The 18,191-nt window shown below is 38.3% G+C and carries 23 protein-coding genes and 1 other annotated feature (1 of these 24 cut by a window edge); of the genes, 10 read left to right on the top strand and 13 right to left on the bottom strand.

Translation table 11 applies throughout. The features are described 5' to 3' along the window. Positions 1 to 176: a binding site (T-box leader), on the bottom strand (it extends 43 nt beyond the left edge of the window). 113 nt (positions 177 to 289) lie between these two features. The 3 genes from MHI22_RS04000 to MHI22_RS03990 all read left to right on the top strand — a co-directional run bounded on the left by MHI22_RS04000 (position 290) and on the right by MHI22_RS03990 (position 1,962). Then, on the top strand, positions 290 to 589 hold the full coding sequence (locus tag MHI22_RS04000) for an ArsR/SmtB family transcription factor (protein WP_271913570.1): 300 nt from the start codon (positions 290 to 292) through the stop codon (positions 587 to 589). A gap of 138 nt (positions 590 to 727) precedes the next feature. Next, positions 728 to 1,276, top strand: a complete 549-nt coding sequence (locus MHI22_RS03995) for an MFS transporter (RefSeq protein WP_340811102.1) — start codon at positions 728 to 730, stop codon at positions 1,274 to 1,276. Further along, a complete protein-coding gene (locus MHI22_RS03990; protein WP_340811101.1) occupies positions 1,273 to 1,962 on the top strand; it encodes an MFS transporter in 690 nt (229 codons plus the stop codon). The genes MHI22_RS03995 and MHI22_RS03990 overlap by 4 nt, the downstream gene beginning before the upstream one ends. A 166-nt stretch (positions 1,963 to 2,128) precedes the next feature. On the opposite strand, the gene MHI22_RS03985 is transcribed toward MHI22_RS03990, so the two are convergent. Together MHI22_RS03985 and MHI22_RS03980 are read right to left on the bottom strand one after the other, a co-directional pair. Then, on the bottom strand, positions 2,129 to 4,015 hold the full coding sequence (locus MHI22_RS03985) for an FAD-dependent oxidoreductase (RefSeq protein ID WP_036125984.1): 1,887 nt from the start codon (positions 4,013 to 4,015) through the stop codon (positions 2,129 to 2,131). Beyond that, positions 3,979 to 4,113: a hypothetical protein gene (locus MHI22_RS03980; protein WP_255358812.1), complete on the bottom strand. Its 135-nt coding sequence runs from the start codon at positions 4,111 to 4,113 to the stop codon at positions 3,979 to 3,981. The genes MHI22_RS03985 and MHI22_RS03980 overlap by 37 nt, the downstream gene beginning before the upstream one ends. Positions 4,114 to 4,645: 532 nt before the next feature. On the opposite strand from MHI22_RS03980, the gene MHI22_RS03975 reads away from it, so the two are divergent. After that, positions 4,646 to 6,250, top strand: a complete 1,605-nt coding sequence (locus MHI22_RS03975) for an ABC-F family ATP-binding cassette domain-containing protein (RefSeq protein WP_036125988.1) — start codon at positions 4,646 to 4,648, stop codon at positions 6,248 to 6,250. A gap of 460 nt (positions 6,251 to 6,710) precedes the next feature. On the opposite strand, the gene fabF is transcribed toward MHI22_RS03975, so the two are convergent. From fabF to MHI22_RS03960, 3 genes are all read right to left on the bottom strand, one after another. After that, positions 6,711 to 7,946 carry a beta-ketoacyl-ACP synthase II gene (gene fabF, locus MHI22_RS03970; RefSeq protein ID WP_340811099.1) on the bottom strand — a complete coding sequence of 412 codons (1,236 nt, stop codon included), beginning with the start codon at positions 7,944 to 7,946 and terminating at the stop codon, positions 6,711 to 6,713. Positions 7,947 to 7,973: 27 nt separating this feature from the next. Beyond that, positions 7,974 to 8,531, bottom strand: coding sequence for a TetR/AcrR family transcriptional regulator (locus tag MHI22_RS03965; protein WP_036125992.1), 558 nt, complete (start codon positions 8,529 to 8,531; stop codon positions 7,974 to 7,976). An 81-nt stretch (positions 8,532 to 8,612) separates the two neighbouring features. Then, positions 8,613 to 9,083, bottom strand: coding sequence for a DinB family protein (locus tag MHI22_RS03960; protein WP_036125994.1), 471 nt, complete (start codon positions 9,081 to 9,083; stop codon positions 8,613 to 8,615). Between the two features lie 169 nt (positions 9,084 to 9,252). On the opposite strand from MHI22_RS03960, the gene MHI22_RS03955 reads away from it, so the two are divergent. Together MHI22_RS03955 and MHI22_RS03950 are read left to right on the top strand one after the other, a co-directional pair. Next, entirely contained in the window at positions 9,253 to 9,879 is a 627-nt protein-coding gene (locus MHI22_RS03955; protein WP_089933593.1) for a hypothetical protein, read from the top strand. 58 nt (positions 9,880 to 9,937) lie between these two features. Then, positions 9,938 to 10,762, top strand: a complete 825-nt coding sequence (locus tag MHI22_RS03950; RefSeq protein WP_340808984.1) for a S1C family serine protease — start codon at positions 9,938 to 9,940, stop codon at positions 10,760 to 10,762. 52 nt (positions 10,763 to 10,814) lie between these two features. Here the strand turns inward: MHI22_RS03950 and MHI22_RS03945 are convergent, their stop codons facing one another. From MHI22_RS03945 to MHI22_RS03920, 6 genes are all read right to left on the bottom strand, one after another. Beyond that, complete coding sequence (locus MHI22_RS03945) at positions 10,815 to 11,306, bottom strand: YkvA family protein (protein WP_058844432.1); 492 nt, start codon at positions 11,304 to 11,306, stop codon at positions 10,815 to 10,817. Positions 11,307 to 11,497: 191 nt separating this feature from the next. Then, a complete protein-coding gene (locus MHI22_RS03940; RefSeq protein WP_340811098.1) occupies positions 11,498 to 11,629 on the bottom strand; it encodes a hypothetical protein in 132 nt (43 codons plus the stop codon). Then, a complete protein-coding gene (locus tag MHI22_RS03935; protein ID WP_340811097.1) occupies positions 11,622 to 11,753 on the bottom strand; it encodes a hypothetical protein in 132 nt (43 codons plus the stop codon). Before MHI22_RS03935 ends, MHI22_RS03940 begins: the two co-directional genes overlap by 8 nt. After that, entirely contained in the window at positions 11,746 to 11,877 is a 132-nt protein-coding gene (locus tag MHI22_RS03930) for a hypothetical protein (RefSeq protein WP_340808983.1), read from the bottom strand. The genes MHI22_RS03935 and MHI22_RS03930 overlap by 8 nt, the downstream gene beginning before the upstream one ends. Before the next feature lie 307 nt (positions 11,878 to 12,184). Continuing rightward, positions 12,185 to 12,385: a cold-shock protein gene (locus MHI22_RS03925; RefSeq protein WP_004230088.1), complete on the bottom strand. Its 201-nt coding sequence runs from the start codon at positions 12,383 to 12,385 to the stop codon at positions 12,185 to 12,187. A gap of 221 nt (positions 12,386 to 12,606) precedes the next feature. After that, a complete protein-coding gene (locus tag MHI22_RS03920; protein WP_230593917.1) occupies positions 12,607 to 12,927 on the bottom strand; it encodes a DUF1033 family protein in 321 nt (106 codons plus the stop codon). An 88-nt stretch (positions 12,928 to 13,015) separates the two neighbouring features. Between MHI22_RS03920 and MHI22_RS03915 the strand changes: the two genes are divergently transcribed. Further along, positions 13,016 to 14,743, top strand: coding sequence for a methyl-accepting chemotaxis protein (locus MHI22_RS03915; RefSeq protein ID WP_036126005.1), 1,728 nt, complete (start codon positions 13,016 to 13,018; stop codon positions 14,741 to 14,743). 45 nt (positions 14,744 to 14,788) lie between these two features. Continuing rightward, a complete protein-coding gene (locus MHI22_RS03910) occupies positions 14,789 to 15,070 on the top strand; it encodes an acylphosphatase (RefSeq protein ID WP_036126007.1) in 282 nt (93 codons plus the stop codon). A 152-nt stretch (positions 15,071 to 15,222) separates the two neighbouring features. On the opposite strand, the gene MHI22_RS03905 is transcribed toward MHI22_RS03910, so the two are convergent. Together MHI22_RS03905 and MHI22_RS03900 are read right to left on the bottom strand one after the other, a co-directional pair. Then, positions 15,223 to 15,744, bottom strand: a complete 522-nt coding sequence (locus MHI22_RS03905) for a hypothetical protein (protein ID WP_340811095.1) — start codon at positions 15,742 to 15,744, stop codon at positions 15,223 to 15,225. A 106-nt stretch (positions 15,745 to 15,850) separates the two neighbouring features. Further along, positions 15,851 to 16,060, bottom strand: coding sequence for a hypothetical protein (locus tag MHI22_RS03900; protein ID WP_036126012.1), 210 nt, complete (start codon positions 16,058 to 16,060; stop codon positions 15,851 to 15,853). A gap of 406 nt (positions 16,061 to 16,466) precedes the next feature. Here MHI22_RS03900 and MHI22_RS03895 point away from each other — a divergent pair, with 406 nt between their 5' ends. Both MHI22_RS03895 and MHI22_RS03890 read left to right on the top strand, forming a co-directional pair. After that, positions 16,467 to 17,117, top strand: a complete 651-nt coding sequence (locus tag MHI22_RS03895) for a 5-bromo-4-chloroindolyl phosphate hydrolysis family protein (protein WP_036126015.1) — start codon at positions 16,467 to 16,469, stop codon at positions 17,115 to 17,117. Further along, positions 17,114 to 18,181 (top strand): toxic anion resistance protein, encoded by a 1,068-nt coding sequence (locus MHI22_RS03890; protein WP_058844434.1) that lies wholly within the window; start codon positions 17,114 to 17,116, stop codon positions 18,179 to 18,181. The genes MHI22_RS03895 and MHI22_RS03890 overlap by 4 nt, the downstream gene beginning before the upstream one ends. Positions 18,182 to 18,191: the final 10 nt, after the last annotated feature.

Here is an 18,191-nt window from a genome sequence, read left to right as displayed (position 1 = left end):
GCCATTTAATATGACCACTTTCCATTGTTAACGAGGTGACGCCCCGCTATTCTCTACTACTTGTTCGAGAATCTTCTCCAAAGTGCGCTTCATTCATGGGTTCTGCATTAGGCTCACACCAACCCTAACTCGCTTGCCAGTTGTCCATCAATTACTCTCTTCTTCATCGAATTTTTCTATGATTTTGACATATATTACAGGACTTCCTTATTGGCGTCAACCATTTTTTAAATATAATGTTGGTACTTAGCAATTGACATATCGAGATAATTCGATATATTATTGCGATATGGAACCAATTGAAATTTTCAAAGCGTTATCAAACGAGACTAGGCTAAACATCTTACAGTGGCTGAAGGAACCTGAGAAACATTTCCCAAAAGTGAGTATCGAAGGAGGCGTATGTGTTGGTGATATTCAGGAGAAAGCTCAAACTTCTCAATCAACCGTTTCTCACTACTTAAATATGATGCAAAAGGCTGGACTTCTCGAATCTTTTCGTCATGGTCAATGGACATATTATAAATTAAAAGAAGAAACGATTCATCAAATTGCCTCGTTTCTTGTATCAGATACCCAAAATGATTAAAATTGGGTTTCTGTTTAAAATGGCATATCGATTATTCACGATAAATAGATACGCTATAGTTATTAGGTTTCGTATACATTTGCACAATACATCGAAATTTCTCGATATATTGATATAAAGGAGTGATGTTTTTTGATTATGAATAAAGAAAATGCATTTAGCAATAAACATAAAATTTTAGCCTTCACATTAACCTTATTAACGTTTGTCATGGGAACAAGTGAATTTGTTATTGTAGGATTATTAACGGAGGTCTCTACAGATTTAAGTATACCAATTGCCACAGCTGGTTCCTTGATTTCTGGATTTGCTATCGCCTATGCGATTGGTACACCCATCTTAACCGGTTTTGTTAGTAGATTTGCAAAATATCCACTCATGTTAGTATTGATTTCCCTCTTTATACTTGGAAATATTGTAAGTGCCCTCTCTAGTTCCTATGGTATTTTAATAACTTCCAGAGTTGTTACGGCTGTTGTCAGCGGCGTACTTACAGCATTAGCCATGTCCATAGCGAATGATAGTATGCCAAAAGAAAAAAGATCCTCTATCATTACTTTCATATTTGCGGGCTTTACCATTGCCAACGTCATGGGTGTACCTCTAGGAACAATGGTTGGACAATGGAGTAATTGGCACATGACATTTTGGTTAACGGCAGCTTTAGATGGAGTAATTGGCACATGACATTTTGGTTAACGGCAGCTTTAGGCGGGATTGCCTTTATCATCAGCATGTTTGTGCTACCTCGAAATATCAAAGCAACAAAAAGTTCACTATCAGAGCAATTAAGTTTATTTAAGCAACCTAAAATCATTCTAGCATTCTTCATTCCTGTTTTTACGATTGCTGGAACATACACAATCTATACTTTTATTACGCCCATTTTACAACAAAAACTTGGTATTGAAACGAAATACATAGGTATTGTTCTCTTAATCTATGGCTTCTTTTCAATCTTTAGTAATCTTTTAGCTGGCAAGATTGCTCAGCATAACGGTTTAGGTAGATTGCGCTATACGTTCATTATTCAGGCCATTATCTTATTTACTCTGTATTTTACGATGTCCTCTATGTGGTTAGGGCTACTGACTATTATGTTAATGGCTGTCATGCTATATGCTGTTAATGCAACTGTCCAACTCTACTTCATGGATTTAGCTGAAAGATATTCTCCCTCTGCAAAAGACTTTGCATCCTCATTAACCCCTGTTGCTGTTAATGTGGGGATTGCATTAGGTTCTGCAATAGGAGGATTTGTCGTAGCTTCTGGCAGTCTAGACAAACTTTCGTGGGCTGGTGGAATCTTAGCGCTCATAGCCTCAGTGTTAACATTCATGAGCTATAGATTAAATCAAAAGGATCAAATTTAATACTTCCGTTTAACACTATATGTAAAGGTTGCTTGAAACAAAAGGAGATCTCTGACTGAGTGAGGCTGCCCATAGTGGAAATCAACGGCTTTATATTATTGTAAAATAAAAAAACTGTAGGCAAACGCTCAAATTTTTCGTGCTTGTCTACAGTCTGAAACATTCCTCAAGAAGAGGAATGCTTCTTTTCTACATAATGAATGACATCAGCCATGATGGCGTACATCTCTTTTAATTTTAATTTCTTATTGTCTGAAATTTTCTTTGCTACTTTTTCAGTGACAATTCCTTTTTCCTTTAATGTATCCCAGCTAGTCGCATTGGATTCACCAATGAGGACGTCAGCCAAATATTGAGCCATCTCATCACGTTCAATGGCTTCTTCGCCATTATTATAAACTTTATTGATGACAATTTCGAGCTGATCACTCATACCTGCTGCACTTTCTCCACCAGCTCGTAGCATACTCTCTTTTAACATTTTAGCAAACTTTATTTTTGTCGCCTGGCTGTCCACTTTTAAATCATTATCATAACCACCCACCACTAGGCCATAGTTAATGAGTGTTTGAATAGCTTCATCATACCATTTCCCTTGATATGGGTACTCCATAGAAAATGAATCAACATAGGCTCCCTGTTTGTCGAGCTGTTTTCTTAACGTAGCAATTAACTGTTTATCCTTGCTCATATCTCTAAAGGTTACATCCTCTTTCATGACTAGTGCAGCCGCAGTCCCGGCCGCTTCACCTGTCACCATCCCTGTCGGAACAATGCGCGCACTACCTGCCGCCAGTGATGAATACCCTGCAGAGCGTCCAACCACCAATAAGCCATCAATGTCCTTCGGTACTAATGAACGGAAAGGAATAGCATACTGCTTTGGCGCTGCAATGACATACCCATAATCATGCGGCGTTTGTGCTTGCACATCGACTGGATAAGAAGCAATCCCAATGCTATCCCATTGGTCACTATTTTTCCACAGGTCAGCCATCGTTAATTGATATTCCGCCCAAATATGTCTCGTTTCTCTTACATAAAGTTCCTCTGGATAGCTAATAATTTCAGCCTTTTCAAACCCTGGAAAATTCGCTTGTAAATATTCTAGAATGTGTAACGTTTCTTTCTTTCCTGCGACAATAGCAGCTTGTTTCGAATTGTCATTTAAGCCATCAATACCAAAAATCTGTAATGCATTAATAAAATATTCATCATCTACACGAGCTAAGTTTAACCCTCTTAATCGTGTACCCTCTTGCAAAGGCTTGTATTCATCATGGAGCTTTGTAAAGCCCCACATCACGGTATGATTCAAATTAGCACCGCCAAACACATCGGATTTAGCCGCTTTTTTTACTTCATCCCAATCGACATTTTTCAAATGCAACATTAATGTCACAGCCATGCGTTTATCTTTTATGCCAATATCTTCTCCTCCCACAAAGAAAGGAACGTTGGACATGGCCGCAAAATCAGCATCCTGCGTGGCATCTATAAATGATTTCCCTGTCACTACATATGTACCGTACTCATTTTTTAATTCCACTGACGTTAATTGTTGTTGATGAACATTCGCTTTCACGACCTCGGTTTGCACCGACAAGGTTAAATTAGGTTCTTCATCGATCAGTTTTTTAAAGGCAGCCTTAGCACCAACAATGCCAAACGCATCTTTCCCTGTCACCAGCTCATGCCATTCCTTAAAAATACCTTCACTAATTGAGTTGTTACGACCATCACGCGGAATATCAAGGAAATTCAACATACCGTATGTAAATAATCCACCTAACTCTTGTCGTTTTTCTACCAATAAAGTTTTAGCACCATTTCGTGCCGCAGCCACTGCCGCAGCTACTCCCTCAGGTTCACCACCAATGACAATGACATCATACTCTGTCTCTATATTTTTGATTGGCTCTGGCTTTTTATACTCATCCACTAATTTATTGTATGCCATAGAGTTCGTCATTTCTTTTATAAAATAGTAGCTTCCAAACCCAAGTAAAACTACTATTACACAAGTGGCTGTCCATAATAAGCCCTTACCCATAAAGTACCTCCGATAACTAATATTTCCACAAACATGTTTATTTTATCATCATTTCCGCCTCTTGGAAGAGCTGAATGTCCTATTTTCTGTGCATCCATATGAAAGCATGTCTGTAAAGCTAACTAAAACGCCTCATCTACGGAATTCTTTGGTTTGAAAGGATTCACCTAAACTCATGAATGTAATCATTTTTTGAGGATTGGATGTTTTTTGTCCATCTGTTAGACAATGCTAGTTGCGAAAACTAGGATGATTGAAAGGAACGATCGGCTAGCAATCAAATCGGGGATGACGTGCCTACACACCAGTGATGATCAGGACGTTGTTTCCTTGAATGTAAACAATCAGCATTATTTTAGTTGATAGCTTTGTGAAGAAGCAAACAATATCCATGTGGTAAATGATGTCATTTTTCTATTCTTTTGCAAAAACAGTTAATCACACTACAATGTAGACGTCTCATCCTAAAAGAAAGTTACAGCAAGAAAAATTTTAAAAATGTATCTTTATTCAGTTTTTGTTTAACAAAAACTATTGAAAGAACGCCAAACCTTGATTTAATAATGTTTATAGACTATGGAACATATTTCATGCTATACTAGAGCCATTGTGAAAAAAGGAGGAACTTGCATGATTCAAGTTAGTAATGTAGGTCTTCGCTATGGCGATCGTAAACTATTTGAAGACGTAAATATAAAATTCACACCAGGAAATTGCTACGGTTTAATTGGGGCAAATGGTGCTGGTAAATCAACATTTTTAAAAATCCTTTCTGGTGAAATTGAAGCCCAAGAAGGTAACGTATCAATGGGCAAGGACGAACGTTTATCTGTCCTAAAACAAAACCATTTCGAATACGATGAGCATACAGTGCTCGACACAGTTATTATGGGGAATAAACGCCTCTATGATGTAAAAACGGAAAAAGACGCTATCTATGCAAAGGAAGACTTCTCAGATGAAGATGGCATGCGTGCAGCCGAGCTAGAAGGTGAATTTGCCGAGCTAAACGGTTGGGAAGCTGAATCAGAAGCTGCAACATTATTAAACGGTTTAGGTATCTCAGATGATCTTCATTACATGCTAATGGGCGATCTTGAAGGTTCTGACAAAGTCAAAGTTTTACTTGCACAGGCACTATTTGGTCAGCCTGATGTCCTTTTACTCGATGAGCCTACCAACCACCTTGACTTAAAGGCGATTCAATGGTTAGAGGAATTCCTGATTAACTTTGAAAATACAGTCATCGTAGTATCCCATGACCGTCACTTCTTAAACAAAGTATGTACACATATTGCAGATTTGGACTTCTCTAAAATCCAATTATATGTAGGTAACTATGATTTTTGGTATGAATCTTCTCAATTAGCACAAAAAATGGCGCAAGATCAAAATTCGAAAAAAGAAGAAAAAATTAAAGAATTACAAGCGTTTATCGCACGCTTCTCTGCGAATGCTTCTAAATCAAAACAAGCAACATCTCGTAAAAAAATGCTGGATAAAATTGAGCTCGATGATATTAAGCCATCAAGCCGTAAATATCCATTTATCAACTTCCAAATCGGTCGTGAAATCGGTAATGATGTACTGACAGTAGAAGATTTGACAGCAAGTCATGAAGGCGCAACATTATTCAAAGACATTCGCTTCTCTATGAACAAAGAAGACAAAATCGTTTTACTTGGTAGCCCAATGGCGAAAACAGCCCTTCTTGATATCTTAATGGAAGAAAAAGAAGCAGATGCTGGATCATTTAAATGGGGTGTCACAACATCTCAAAGCTACTTCGAAAACGATCATGACAAGTACTTTGAAGGTTCTGAGAAAACATTAGTGGAATGGCTACGTCAATATTCTCCAGACGATGAAACAGAAAGCTTCCTACGTGGATTCTTAGGACGTATGCTATTCTCTGGTGAAGAAGTGAAAAAATCCCCTGCTGTTCTATCAGGAGGCGAAAAAGTTCGTTGTATGTTATCAAAAATGATGCTTGCGACAGCAAACGTGATTTTACTTGATGAACCAACGAACCACCTTGACCTTGAATCCATTCAAGCATTGAACGAAGGCTTAATTCGTTTCAAAGGTGCCATGATTTTCACATCACATGACCATCAGTTTATCCAAACAATCGCCAACCGTGTCATCGAAATCCGTGAAGACGGCTCAATTTTAGATAAACAATTAACATATGATGAATTCTTAGAGTGGAAAGACAGCCAAGGCTTAAGCTAATTTCCACCAAAAATCCTCTACCAGCATTAGGTAGAGGATTTTTTTGTGTAGCGGATGCTGTCATAATTTATAGAATGCTATTAAGATACAAAAGATGATTTAGGAGGGGCAAAATTGCAATTATTTCGGATGTCCACGGAAATAAAACAGCATTAGAGGCAGTGGTAAAGGACATTTGATTAAGAAAGATTGAAAGAATTTTTTGTTTAGGTGATAATAACTAGTTTTGATCGAAATCTTGAAAAGCCCCTGATACATCCACTCCCCCACGACATGGAGATTTGCTTGTTCTGCTGATAATTTTCTACCTCTTCCAATTTCCATAATATAGCTTTTGATTGATTTATTTATTATAAGAAAGGCTTATTGAATGAAACGATTTCTTAGGAGGGGCAAAAATAAAAGAATGGTAAGAAGCTGGATGCTCCTACCATTCTTTTCATCAACGATTACTCGATTTTTATTCCTCAACCTTTTTAAACGCTAGTACGGCATTATGACCTCCAAAGCCAAAACCATTGGATAACGCAATATTGACAGGTTGTTGCAGTGCCTTGTTCGGCACATAGTTTAAATCACACTCTGGATCTGGTGTTTCGTAATTAATGGTTGGCGGAATGATGCCTTCCATTATACTTTTCAATGTAATAATGGCTTCGATGCCCCCAGCCGCTCCAAAGAGATGCCCTGTCATCGATTTTGTAGAGCTCACCTTTAAGTGATAGGCATGTTCGCCAAAGACACTTTTAATTGCCTTTGTTTCGGATTTATCGCCCTCTGGTGTACTAGTACCATGCGCATTAATGTAATCGACAGTCGATACTTCTATATCGCCCATTTTTAAGGCTAATTTCATCGCATTGGCAGCGCCCGTATAATCAGGTGCTGTAATGTGGTAAGCATCTGTTGTGACACCATAGCCTACAATCTCACCAAGAATCGTTGCGCCCCTTTGTTTGGCATGTTCATATTCCTCTAAGAATACGATGCCAGCTCCTTCTGACATGACAAAGCCATCTCGCTCACTGTCGAAGGGACGGCTTGCTTTTGCTGGCTCATCATTTCTGGTGGACATTGCTTTCATTCGTGAGAAACCTGCAAAGCTAAGTGGATTGATGGGCGCCTCTGCTCCACCTGCTAAAATGCCATCCGCATAGCCATGTCGTATAGCTAAGAAGGCTTCTCCAATCGCTTGGTTTCCTGTTGCACAGGCTGAGACAGGTGAAAAGCTTGGCCCTTTAAAGCCCGTTTGTATCGCTAGTATTCCCGCGGCCATATTGCTAATCATCATTGGCACCATGAATGGGGACACCCTTCTAGGCCCATTATCGAGCATTGCCTGATGATTCTCTAAAATCGTCTCAATACCACCAATGCCTGAGCCAACATAAACACCTAGACGCTCCTTATCGATCTGCTCCATATTTAAATTGGCTTGCTCTAAAGCTTGTTGAGAAGCGGCAACTGCATATTGCACAAATAAATCATACTTACTGATTTCTTTTTTATCCATATACTGTGTTGCGTCAAAATCCGTAATCGTCCCTGCAATTTGCGTATTAATACCGCTGAATTGCTCTCCTTGAATTTTTTGAATTCCTGATTTCCCAGTTTTTATATTCTCCCATAGGGCTGAAACTGTATTCCCTAATGGAGATATAACACCATATCCAGTCACAACGACTCTTCGTACCATGCACATCTCTCCTTCTTATTTAGAAAATTATTTTAATAACGCCTTTAATTGCTCCAGCATTTTTACAAAAAACGCTTCTCCTAAAACGCGTTTATATTGTAACGCACCCTTTGTACTAGAAATAAGCAATATGGCTAGAGACTCTAAATCATCCGTCGCTTGGAGTGCACCCTGTTGTTTGGCTTCCTTCAATAGGGCTATAAAAACATCGATTTCCATTTGACTAAGCTGTTGTAGCTTGTCTTGCATCCGTTGTGGTAATTCTTGATAATCTGCCTGTAAAGCTGAAATAGGACAAACACCCTCTTTTTCTAGGCATTTTACTCGTTGCAAAATAAAAGCAAAAGGTTTTTCCTCCACTGGTATAGCGGAATCTTGAATCGTTTTATACGTCCCTTTTAGCCCTTGTTGAATCCTTTCGCAAACCGCAACCCCTAAGTCTCCTTTCTTTTCAAAATGATAATGAATACTTGCCTTCGTAACGCCAAGCTCTTTAGCTAAATGGTCATAACTAAATGATGTGAAACCTTTTTCCTGAATATGCTTCAATGATAATTCTATAATTTGCGTTTTTCTATTTGTCATGGTTTTATACTAACTTACTAGTAGGTAAGTGTCAATTTTTAGAAATACAGCAGATAAATGATTTATCTGCCGCTTGAATAATTATTGCATTTCTTTTGTTGGTCCCATCACACCAGGTACTGGTAAACCAGCTTGACGTAGCAGAACCGTCATTTGTCCACGATGATGTGTTTGATGGTCGATCAATACACGTAATAAAGCCCCTTTTGGCATTGGCGCTGTAAAGCCATTGACTACCTCTAGTAAATCTTCGTTAGAAAGCTTTGCCACTTCCTCTTTAATACCGTTGGCAATATTTTCATAGGCTGTCACAATGTCAGCAGCTGTCGTTGGTACGGGATCTTCTTGTCGAATCATTGGCACCTTTAAGCCTGCCAGATAACTAAAATAGCCTGCAGCCCCAACTAAATGCCAGCCTAGCCAGCCAAGTGTACTGTGGCCCTCCACAATATTTTGATTTAGCTTATCATCTGTTAGAGCCTGTAATACTTGCAGTGTTCCTTTAGATGCATTCGACCATTCCTGTAAAAAATCATCAATTTGTCTATACATATCTTTGCCCCCCACTCTTCAACTTCATTTCTATCATAGTTAATTTTCCCATGGGAGACAAGTTTCTGATTATAGTTTACATAATATAATTATTTATATTAACCTCATATCACTCGTATAACGTCTCGCATTCACGTATAATGAAAGAAAATAGCGAAGGAGTATGCCTATGAGACACTTTGTCCTAGTATTTTCTCTTGCATTTTTACTCACTGGTTGTAATGAAGAAGGAAAAGTAGAGCCCACGCCAACTGCGGAGGACAAACAGCCTGTTGAGCAGAAACAAACATCGCTTCTCTCCTATTTTCCAGCTGATGGGTCTACGGCCTATTTTCAAGGAGAAGGAAATGAGTTTGCTAGCTTCACACTGCGTACAACCTATCTCGATCCACAGCATATTGCACAAATAGAGGATAATGGTGGTGTGACTCTCTTAAAAATCTATCGCATAACGGATACAAATATTGATCTTGTCTATCGGGAACCAGTTGACAGCAATCCAAGTTTGCCAAGTGCAGCAGAGGCAGCTTCTTATCCTGTACTGGAAACAATTCTTCAAAAGCCATTACAAGTTGGGACAAGTTTTCAAGGCTGGACCATTCAATCAACGACCGCCACTGTTGATACAGGAACAAACATTTATCAAGATGTGATCCAGCTAACCCGCTCTAAAGATCAAATGACGACGACCAAATATTTTGTGAAAGATATAGGCCTAATTCGCATAGAGGATACGATGGAGACAGATCAAGATGAACCATTTGTTGTAACATCCACCTTGCAAAAAATAGAATAGTTTGATGATAACAGGCGTCCAGCTTGGGCACCTGTTATTTTAGCTTAGGGGGTCTTATATGAGTGACATACATAATGCAACATCCAAGCAAGAAGAATTGACGGAAGAAGAATTCATTGAGCTCGTACTCGAAGAACAACAAAAAGCATTAGCACGAGAACGAGAAGAACGGCTTCATGGAAAAAAACCCAAAAAACAAAAACCTCTTGTGCGCTGGATGGTGTGGAGCATGGCAATGGTCCTGTTTTTCAATACATTCGCCTTGGTTTTTCAAATTTATTCCATTCCAGCGATTGAATTCATCAAAGTTTCAACCCGGCTCTCGGCACAAGAGGATATACAAACCTATAAAAAGGCAGTCGTTGAAATCTCGACTGGCTCTAGTAAAGGCACTGGTTTTGCCATTTCTCCTGACGGGCTTATTGTCACCAATGCCCACGTAGTAGAAGATGCCACTTCATTATCTGTTGTATTTCCAGACGAGGGATTGATGGAGGCAACGTTAATCGAAAGTTATCCAGCAGTAGATTTAGCTCTAGTACAAGTGGAGGCCGAGCAACTCCCCTATCTCCCACTAGCAGAAGATCCACCTTTTTCTGCGGATGAACATATTTATTTTATTGGTAACCCTCTCGCCTTTACAGGTATTGCGAATGAAGGGACACTACTAGAATCCATTCAATTAGAGGATTGGCAGGAGCCCGTTATGATGCTGAAAGCCCCGGTTTATCGAGGGAATAGTGGTAGCCCTGTAATCGACCAACAGGGGAAGGTCATTGGCATTATCTTTGCGACGATGAAACATGAGCCGATTGGTCGTGTCGGCCTGTTCGTACCCGTTCAACAGCTCCATCATTTATTAGAAGCGCAACATAAAAAATGAACTTGTGGTAAGCAGGTTCATTTTTTGGGGGAATAGAGTTTACATAATATTATTATTTATCCTTACTTTCTTGCTTTACAAACTGAGCGATTGGCGATTTCACAGGAATCTTACTGACTACCTCATCACTCACTTCTGCAACTTTTTGTAGCACATGTAACAGCTTATCATCCCCCGTCCAATGCTTTTCCACTACTTCTGGCCCCAATTTATTGATGATCGTATTAATCACAAAAGTCGCCAGCACCACATCATCTAAGTAGCCACCAAAGCCTAATAATCCCTCTGGCATCAGATCAATCGGTAGCACAAAATACGCAATAGAAGCCCCTATTAAAGCTCGACTTTTCTTATCTACACCCGCATCGGTTACTGTTTTAATTAATAAATGAAATAAATCAGGCACAAACATTAAATAAGACGTAAATTTATTCTTTTTCCCCTTCTTCGATCCAAGAAAAGCTACTAATTTCATACGCAACTTCTGATAAAAATCTTGCTGCTCCTGTTCCTCAGGCAATTTTTCTACATTCTGCAAATCCATCTACCTCCTTCATTATTACAAACAATCTAGAATTTTTTCCATGGTATTCGCTACTATTAAGTGCAGTCTTTTCTCTACTTAGCACGGTTGCCCTTCAATTTTGCAGGCTATCCTTCGCTTTGTGTGGTCTATCCGCTACTTTCATAAAGCTATCCTTCGCTTTACGCAGTCTATCCGCTACTTTTGCTATTCTATCCACCGCTTTGCTCAGTTGCACTCCAATTTTGCGAGCTATCCTTTACTTTGAAGATTCTATCCACTACTTTCATAAAGCTATCCTTCGCTTTACGCAGTCTATCCGCTACTTTTGCTATCCTATCCACCGCTTTGCTCAGTTGCACTCCAATTTTGCGGGCTATCCTTTACTTTGAAGATTCTATCCACTACTTTCATAAAGCTATCCTTCGCTTTACGCAGTCTATCCGCTACTTTTGCTATTCTATCCACCGCTTTGCTCAGATGCTCTCCATTTTTGCGAGCTATCCTTCACTTTACAGATTCTATCCACTACTTTCATAAAGCTATCCTTCGCTTTACGCAGTCTATCCGCTACTTTTGCTATCCTATCCACCTCTTTGCTCAATTGCCCTCCAATTTTGCGAGCTATCCTTTACTTTGAAGATTCTATCCACTACTTTCATAAGGCTATCCTTCGCTTTACGCAGTCTATCCGCTATTTTTGCTATTCTATCCACCGCTTTGCTCAGATGCTCTCCAATTTTGCGGGCTATCCTTCACTTTGCTCATTCTATCCACTACTCTATATATAACCTAAATAATGATTTGTAATCCCTTAAACTTTTAAATGCTACAAAAAAAGACACCCTATTTGCATAGGATGTCTGGGTTTAACGAAAGTATTTTTTAATTACTGAGAATTAAAGTTTAGTTACGTTAGCAGCTTGTGGTCCGCGGTTGCCATCTACAACTTCGAATTCCACTTTTTGACCTTCGTCAAGTGTTTTGAAACCTTCGCCTTGGATAGCTGAGAAGTGTACGAATACGTCGTTTTCACCTTCAACTTCGATGAATCCAAAACCTTTTTCTGAGTTAAACCATTTTACTGTACCTTGTTTCATTTAAGAAAACCTCCAAAAAATAAAAGTGAACAATATGTAATTTCTTCAAGGAATGAAAAAAATTCACATATTACAAAGAGTACCGAACTAACGCGATCACTTTTTGTAATATGTGAATTCATGTTTCCGGTGAAGCAATTAAATTGTTAACCTAAGTATAACCGCCATTCATAATTTTGTCAAATAAAGAAATTGTTTTTTTACTTTATTTCAAAATCTTTTTACAACTCTCCGATTTTACAAGCAATAATGCCATGATAAACTTGTGCATCGTCATCACAAGCCTCACAATAGAAGCTTTCGTCATCAGACCAAAAAGCCCAATACTGCCCTTCTTTCGTCATTTCATTGTCATAAGAGGAACGAAAGTGTGCTAATTTTTGCTGTAATGCACTTTCAAAAAGCTCCTTCGTTTCAAATGTATCTTGTGTTTGAATAAAAGCTTCCCAGCCTTCAAATTTCCACCAAGGCTCGTAGTCCGCTTTCATGTAAATAATTGTATACATATTTGCCCATTCCTTGCTGTCATTAGATAATTTCATTTTAGCAAACACATCTGAAATGTCTATTAAAACCACCTGAATTATGCTATTATTACCTTATTATACATACTTTTTGGGAGGAATTTTTATGTTTTCAAGTATTCGACCTAAAGCAGAGTTAGAAGAACTTCTAAAACGTGGTACGGATTTGCATGCAACAGGCCGATTCCATCAAACACTGGCATTCAACCATTTTCATTCACAGGATGAGGAGCATTTGAGGACACTCTATCAAAAGCTAAAAGATATTACCCCCTCCATGAATGCCATTTTTCATCATTATTTAAGCGAGATATCCCCTACCTCTCAATTAACCATTAGTGAAGAAAATATCAATCAATACTTAACACAATTTTTCTTAGCAACACGTGATGATAATTATGTAGACGAAACTGTCAAATTTTTCAATCTATTTCGCAAGCATCAATATGAGCCTGGTAAACTAATTGTCGTATTTAATCAATTCGCATTCTATATTACGACATATATTTTACACAATTTTGGTATCAAGCCGAATAAGGCATTTCAATTTATGAAATCATTCCAATCCGCTGTCAATGTCGATCAAGAATTATTAGTGGAAGTCTTGACGGAACGCATTATTGAAAATGTAGTGGGCGAAGTATCCTCTTTAATGGATGTTAATGCCAAAATTATGTACATGAAAGATTTGGTCTTTAGCTTAGATAAACAAAATGAGGAAATTCAATCCTCCACTGCTGCAACAGAACAGATTGCCGCTTCTATTAATGAGGTAGCGCGTATGTCTTCTCATATATCTGAGAAAACGACTGAATCTGTTGACCATGCAACGCAAGGGAAAAATGCGATTGAGCATGCCTTATCAGAAATTTTTAAAACGGAAGAAACGTTTACTTCTATCGTAGAATCATTTTCAGAATTGCAAAAGCGGGTAAATGATATTGAGCAGGTTGTCACGTTAATCAACCAAATTGCAGATCAGACGAATTTACTTGCTCTCAATGCCTCCATCGAAGCCGCACGTGCAGGTGAACATGGAAAAGGCTTTGCGGTCGTAGCACAAGAAGTACGAAAGCTAGCTGAAAACACGGTCTCTGCTCTAAGCGAAGTATCTGCGAATGTTCATCATTTAAAGAGTTATTCCAATGATGTGTCTCATTCCATTACAGAAACGACAGCCATCATTAAAGAAGCTACTGTCGAGGCAAAAGATTCATTACCATTATTAAATGCCATTGTGCATGCGATTGAAGGCATTAATTTAGATGTTACAAATACAGCAGCCATTTCACAACAACAAGCAGCTGCAATTGATGAAGTCTCTGCGAGAATGATTGAAATTTCAAGTTTGCAGGAAGATATTCGTGATTATAGCCATAATACATCCAGTGACATTCATTTATTAGGGAAAGAAATTAACCGTTTCCGTAATGATATTATTGCCAACAATAATGTGCAGCTTTCATCTATTGCTCTTTTACAATTATCGAAGGCTGATCATATTTTATGGAAATGGCGCATTTATAATATGTTCCTTGGCCTAGAAAAAGTGGAACCAAGCGATGTTTCTTCTCATCGAGATTGCCGACTTGGCAAATGGTACACAGCGCCACGGACAGTAGAACGTTTCGGCCATTTACAGGACTATCATGAGTTGGATGGCTATCATTTACGTGTCCATGAATCAGCGAAGCTTGCTGCAGAAGCCCATAAAGCTGGCCATATCGAGCAAGCCGATGTCCATTTAAAGGAAGTAGATGAGGCATCTAAGCATGTTCTTTATTATATTAATAACTTAATTGCTTATTTAGAAAAAGAACGTGTCATGCAATAAACGGAGAGGCTCATCCCTCTCCCCCATTAGCTAGGAGGTATTCCCTTGAACAAACGAGCAAGTATCAAATTTTTTGGTGATGTTTACGGCACAGGCTACCGTTTTTTCATCAAACAAAAAGCTATTGAATTAGGGTTAAAAGGCTACTGCCGATTGAATGACGCAGAGCAAATTGAAGTGGAAGTAGAAGGCTCTGAAAAAGCGCTTAATGAATTCCTCCTTTTTGTCCAAAAAGGCGTCAGCCCTCAAGCTGATTCCAATTCATTTTCATTAGAATTGTACGATGAGTTAAAAGGATACGTACGTATGGAGTCAGACATTGTTTAGTCTGGCTCTTTTTTTTGTACTGTTATACGGGACGTCAAAAAGAGTAAAGAAAGCATTCCCTTTTCACCCTACATTGATATGAAACATTCCCCAAAACTAGGAACATCTTTTCATTTGAGCGTTATTTAATGTTCGTAATAGTCAACAACATACTAATCATATATTCCCCATTCAAATAAAAAATAATGACTATCAGATTTTCCAAATATATAATCATATGTATGTCCCTTTTTTATTTGAATAATTTCGACATTATTCAATCTAGTTAAAAGTTCTTTTACAATGGACTCTTGAGCATTAAGGTATGCTAACTCATTTTTAAATCTACTGATAAAATCATCTTTGTTCACTAACTCCATATAACTGTATTTTGGGGGGTAATACTCATTAATCCAGCCCATTTCTAACGCCGTTATCCATTGTTCATCTGAAGGGTCTGGGTCATCATTAATTTCCCACTCCTCTCCATCAAACAATTCTTTTTTAAAGATCGCTGAAAATGCCTCTTGAATAGTATCAAATTGACTTTTTTCTGCAAATATTAAATCGACTTGCCTAACATAGTTATCTCTAAATTCATATACATCAAATGATAAATTCGATAACCTTATATTAGCAATTTGTCTCGCAAATAAATTGTGATCATCAAGCAACTCTTGAATATCTTTCTTCATCAAATAATCTTCATACCTTTCTTCCTACTTCTATTAAATTAATACTACACCGCATTATTGTAAGAACTATCAAGGACAGCAAAAGCCACATCCAGACTTCTGACGATTATTTAATTTTTATTTTTTGAATCGTCGCAACATAGATAGATGCTTCACTGATTTTCACATATTGATTTTTGGATTCCTTCAAATATCCCTCTTTGCATAAATACGCTTTTAGTTTTGATTTTTTCTCAAAGATCTTTTCTATCACCTTTTGCTCCCATACTTGTTCATCTATATTTTTAGTAATCGACATCATATAAATTTTTGTCATGCTCTTTCCCCCTTTAACTATTTTACGAATTTATTTGGGTAAAGTTTCAATTAAAAAAAGACGTGCCCTTGAGCTAAGACCTATCATTTTGTTCCCATTCATAATGTTTTTGGGGTTGGGTCATCCTATTTATGAATGGATGCTACTGTTTTAGTTAACGCTTGAATGGTTATTAGTACTGATATGGGGAGATGACCGTTAAATCGCTCATGCCAATGCCACAATCGTTCATTAGGAGGACAAAATCGACGCATTTGGAGAAACAATTCACTTATTCTATGTATTATCATTGAGAAAGTTAACAAATAGCAGTAAAATTTATGTAAGGGATCATTTTCAATGAAACTTTATGTCGATTATTTCGTATAAGAAGATAGACATATTGAAAAGCAAGGAGGATGAAACAATGCTTAGTGTCGGACAGTTTTTTTCTAGACATTCTGCCAGCTTTCTTATTTCGCTTACGACCGTTTCTATCGCAGCAATTGCGGCAAATCCTGGATTCTTCCTTGGTGGTTTACTGTTTGCGGGTTCCTACGCGACGAGTACAGCGTTGCTGAAACATAGACAAAAAAAGAAAGTCATGCAAATAGCAGGTATTACAAAAGAAGAATTCAAGCATATTGAAACACAATTATCAGCAGCTAATAAGCATATTCAAACATTAAGTCAAAACTATTTACGCGTACGTTCTGTATCTGCTTTTAAACAATTACTTGAAATGACGCGTATTTCTAAAAATATCGTCAAAATTGTGAAGACAGACCCACGAAAATTTTATAATGTAGAGCCCTTTTTCTATGCACACTTACCTTCTGCTGTGGAATTAACGGATAAGTATACAATGCTTTCGAAGCAGCCTGTGAAGGATAAAGAAATTCAATTAACATTATCAAAAACACGTGAAACGCTAACTGATTTAAATGATACGATTCAAATTGATTTAAAGGACGCGCTTGCTAATGATATTGATACCCTACAAATGGAGATTGAATTCGCAAATCGTTCTAATCTTAGACGTAGAGAACAATTGGATTGGCGAGGGGACGATAAATGACAGCAAATGAACACGCATTTCAACTGAATACCATACCAGGGCTTTCTCCACTAGTCCAATCCTATTTAGAAACAACTCCACAAAATGAGGCGATGGCGACTTATGAAACGCTATCGCCTCTTGCACAAAGTCGTGCCTTACTTTATGCTAGTCAAATTGATTTGACAGATTTTGAATCATTGCTGTCCCTTGGGCAAGATTCACAGCGAGCCCTGTCTCAATTTGCTGATCGCATGCTTGCGCAAGTAAAGCAAAAGGACGTCTCAAAAATCGGTCAAATGCTTGATTCCTTAATGCACACGTTAGATCGAATAGACCCGACGGCTTTAGAACCAAAGAAACAAACCTTTTTCAAAAAAATCTTTGGAAAAACAGAGCCGACTGTGAAGCAAACATTAACAGAATTTGAGCGTATTAGTATTCAGGTGGAACGTATTGGCGTTCAGCTAGAGCGTGCACAGCTTCAGTTGATCAAGGATGTCGAAAACTTAGAAGCGCTTTATGCTCATAATCGTGGATTTTTTGAGGAGCTGGCTACTGCCATTGCAGCAGGTCAAATGAAAAAACAGCAAGCCATTGAGGTTGAGTTACCCACACAAATAACGAGTGTTCAAGCAACGAAACAACCGCTTGCTATTCAGCAGCTCAATGACTTTGCCGCACAAATTGAAAGGTTGGATCAACGTATTTATGATTTACAAGTATCACAGCAAGTAGCGCTGCAAACGGCTCCTCAAATACGCATGATTCAACAAGCGAATCAAACGTTAGCGGAAAAAATTGAATTTTCGATTGTCACTTTGATTCCTCTTTGGAAAAATCAGCTGGCGATGATGCTTTCTATGCATATGGATCATCACTATGCACAGCTAGAAGAACGATTAGCTCAGGCACATGATCGCTTCTCTAGTCCATCGTTTGAACAACAGGTTTCGAAATTTAAAGAAACGCAGCGAGAACTGCAAACCGCGATTAAAGATGTGTTTGCCCTGCATACAGCAACTGAACAAGAAAAACAACAGCTACAAGATGTGGCAGGTGCCAGAGGCTATCAGCGCGATTAACAAAAAAGGG

Source organism: Lysinibacillus sp. FSL L8-0312 (assembly GCF_038003285.1).
GTDB classification, from domain to species: Bacteria; Bacillota; Bacilli; order Bacillales_A; family Planococcaceae; genus Lysinibacillus; species Lysinibacillus fusiformis_D.
Note: the sequence above shows the minus strand (reverse complement) of the source record. Positions and strands in the feature narration are given on the sequence as shown.

Bases quoted from the DNA above. Each gene is read 5' to 3' on its own strand.
- fabF (WP_340811099.1), bottom strand. From the start codon at position 7,946: ATGGTACGAAGAGTCGTTGTGACTGGATATGGTGTTATATCTCCATTA.
- MHI22_RS03905 (WP_340811095.1), bottom strand. From the start codon at position 15,744: ATGAAGAAAGATATTCAAGAGTTGCTTGATGATCACAATTTATTTGCG.
- MHI22_RS03980 (WP_255358812.1), bottom strand. From the start codon at position 4,113: ATGGATGCACAGAAAATAGGACATTCAGCTCTTCCAAGAGGCGGAAAT.
- MHI22_RS03945 (WP_058844432.1), bottom strand. From the start codon at position 11,306: ATGGATTTGCAGAATGTAGAAAAATTGCCTGAGGAACAGGAGCAGCAA.
- MHI22_RS03975 (WP_036125988.1), top strand. From the start codon at position 4,646: ATGATTCAAGTTAGTAATGTAGGTCTTCGCTATGGCGATCGTAAACTA.
- MHI22_RS03920 (WP_230593917.1), bottom strand. From the start codon at position 12,927: ATGAAATTATCTAATGACAGCAAGGAATGGGCAAATATGTATACAATT.
- MHI22_RS03995 (WP_340811102.1), top strand. From the start codon at position 728: ATGAATAAAGAAAATGCATTTAGCAATAAACATAAAATTTTAGCCTTC.
- MHI22_RS03990 (WP_340811101.1), top strand. From the start codon at position 1,273: ATGACATTTTGGTTAACGGCAGCTTTAGGCGGGATTGCCTTTATCATC.
- MHI22_RS03900 (WP_036126012.1), bottom strand. From the start codon at position 16,060: ATGACAAAAATTTATATGATGTCGATTACTAAAAATATAGATGAACAA.
- MHI22_RS03915 (WP_036126005.1), top strand. From the start codon at position 13,016: ATGTTTTCAAGTATTCGACCTAAAGCAGAGTTAGAAGAACTTCTAAAA.
- MHI22_RS03985 (WP_036125984.1), bottom strand. From the start codon at position 4,015: ATGGGTAAGGGCTTATTATGGACAGCCACTTGTGTAATAGTAGTTTTA.
- MHI22_RS03965 (WP_036125992.1), bottom strand. From the start codon at position 8,531: ATGACAAATAGAAAAACGCAAATTATAGAATTATCATTGAAGCATATT.
- MHI22_RS04000 (WP_271913570.1), top strand. From the start codon at position 290: ATGGAACCAATTGAAATTTTCAAAGCGTTATCAAACGAGACTAGGCTA.
- MHI22_RS03955 (WP_089933593.1), top strand. From the start codon at position 9,253: ATGAGACACTTTGTCCTAGTATTTTCTCTTGCATTTTTACTCACTGGT.
- MHI22_RS03950 (WP_340808984.1), top strand. From the start codon at position 9,938: ATGAGTGACATACATAATGCAACATCCAAGCAAGAAGAATTGACGGAA.
- MHI22_RS03890 (WP_058844434.1), top strand. From the start codon at position 17,114: ATGACAGCAAATGAACACGCATTTCAACTGAATACCATACCAGGGCTT.
- MHI22_RS03960 (WP_036125994.1), bottom strand. From the start codon at position 9,083: ATGTATAGACAAATTGATGATTTTTTACAGGAATGGTCGAATGCATCT.
- MHI22_RS03895 (WP_036126015.1), top strand. From the start codon at position 16,467: ATGCTTAGTGTCGGACAGTTTTTTTCTAGACATTCTGCCAGCTTTCTT.
- MHI22_RS03925 (WP_004230088.1), bottom strand. From the start codon at position 12,385: ATGAAACAAGGTACAGTAAAATGGTTTAACTCAGAAAAAGGTTTTGGA.